This is a genomic window from Legionella bozemanae (genome assembly GCF_001648595.1).
GTDB classification, from domain to species: Bacteria; Pseudomonadota; Gammaproteobacteria; order Legionellales; family Legionellaceae; genus Legionella; species Legionella bozemanae.
On sequence record NZ_LBAW01000070.1, the window covers coordinates 1 to 1,249 of the forward strand.

Genomic DNA, 1,249 nt, shown 5'->3' on the forward strand with positions numbered 1-1,249 from the left:
GTATGGGCGCAAATTGATGACAATGAGGGCAGGTGGAACGGTATATAAAAATAAAGTAATGTTGTTCCGAAAGCGCATTGATTCTTTTGTTTTTGGTGCGCGCCAATACCTGTTGCTCTTGTTTTTTATCTAAGAGCTGGGTTAACTCATCCAAAGCTACATTCGCAAACGTCTCTGTGCTGAGAAGGAATAGTACGATTAAAAAGAACCTTTTTTTCATTCATTCACTCCTTCATAACTAAACCGTTTAAACTGCGTCATCACATCAAAAATGCGCTGCTTCAGCTCTTCTAAAGATAAAAACCCGTAAGACACTGGCGACATCTTGTTGCTCTTTAAATCCACAAAATAAAGAGCGGGCATGTACTTCGCCTCAAGTGCTACTTGTTTTTGAACCGTTTCCAGAGGAATTGATTTAGGATTAGGAAGCCCATCAATGAGTTGGCCATCCGTACTGACTGAGATCATGGAAAAACCATATTCTTTAATAAAGGGAAGCAAATGCATGACCATTTTTTGTGAAATGGAGCTCGTGCCACGATAAAATAAGATAAAGCCATAACGCACACTGCTTTCTTGAATGACTTTGTTGATTAATACTTTTTGTGCATCATTGCGTACTGCAATCGCTGAGTTATCGGTTGGAAAATTAAGCGTGCTGTCCAGCTCAGGATGGATTAATAAGACTTGTTGCCAATAGCGTACAAATTGCTGGTTATTTTTTGAATAATCCATCTGTGCCTTCATGTATTCATGTGTTGAATCAAATGAAGGAGAGAGCAATGCTTCGGCCAATTTATTCAGTGTAATCTTACGCTTATCCATTAAGCGTTCATAAGGAGATTTCGCAACGGTTGCAGGTCGTGGCTGCAGTGTTTTTTTAATCGGTTTGGGCGCCTCTTCAACGGTATACCAATGAAAGCCTTTTGCATGCTCCTGCACAATGTCCGCATGAAGCGATGTCATGAACAGTCCCCATACCATCAGCATCAACAGGCGACTCATAATTCACCTGCCTTTTTTTGCATTCGCAGTAACACTTCATCAATGGACTTTTTAGGATCTTGAGACTTGATCTTTAGATCACCTGCAATCCCTGCCGCTTTATTGGGTGTCCCGTGACCAAAAGGATAGATTGGGGTCACAAAATCAACCCGCCCCAAATCCATCTTCTGCAGTTCCGCAACACTCATTCCTGCACAGGTTGGATGCTCTGCATCACCCAAACCATGACCATTAACTTGTGTAA

At 41.6% G+C, this 1,249-nt stretch carries 2 protein-coding genes and 1 pseudogene; all 3 read right to left on the reverse strand.

The annotated features are described in order from the left end of the window. On the reverse strand, positions 1 to 220 hold a 220-nt coding region (gene traF, locus A8O27_RS18030), incomplete at its 3' end, for a conjugal transfer protein TraF (RefSeq protein WP_162270515.1). Continuing rightward, complete coding sequence (traF, locus tag A8O27_RS18035; protein WP_064115164.1) at positions 217 to 1,005, reverse strand: type-F conjugative transfer system pilin assembly protein TraF; 789 nt, start codon at positions 1,003 to 1,005, stop codon at positions 217 to 219. The genes traF (A8O27_RS18030) and traF (A8O27_RS18035), both read right to left, overlap by 4 nt. Next, positions 1,002 to 1,249: pseudogene (locus tag A8O27_RS18940) on the reverse strand (type-F conjugative transfer system mating-pair stabilization protein TraN); the annotation flags it as partial. The pseudogene A8O27_RS18940 and the gene traF (A8O27_RS18035), both read right to left, overlap by 4 nt.

Bases quoted from the DNA above. Each gene is read 5' to 3' on its own strand.
- traF (WP_064115164.1), bottom strand. From the start codon at position 1,005: ATGAGTCGCCTGTTGATGCTGATGGTATGGGGACTGTTCATGACATCG.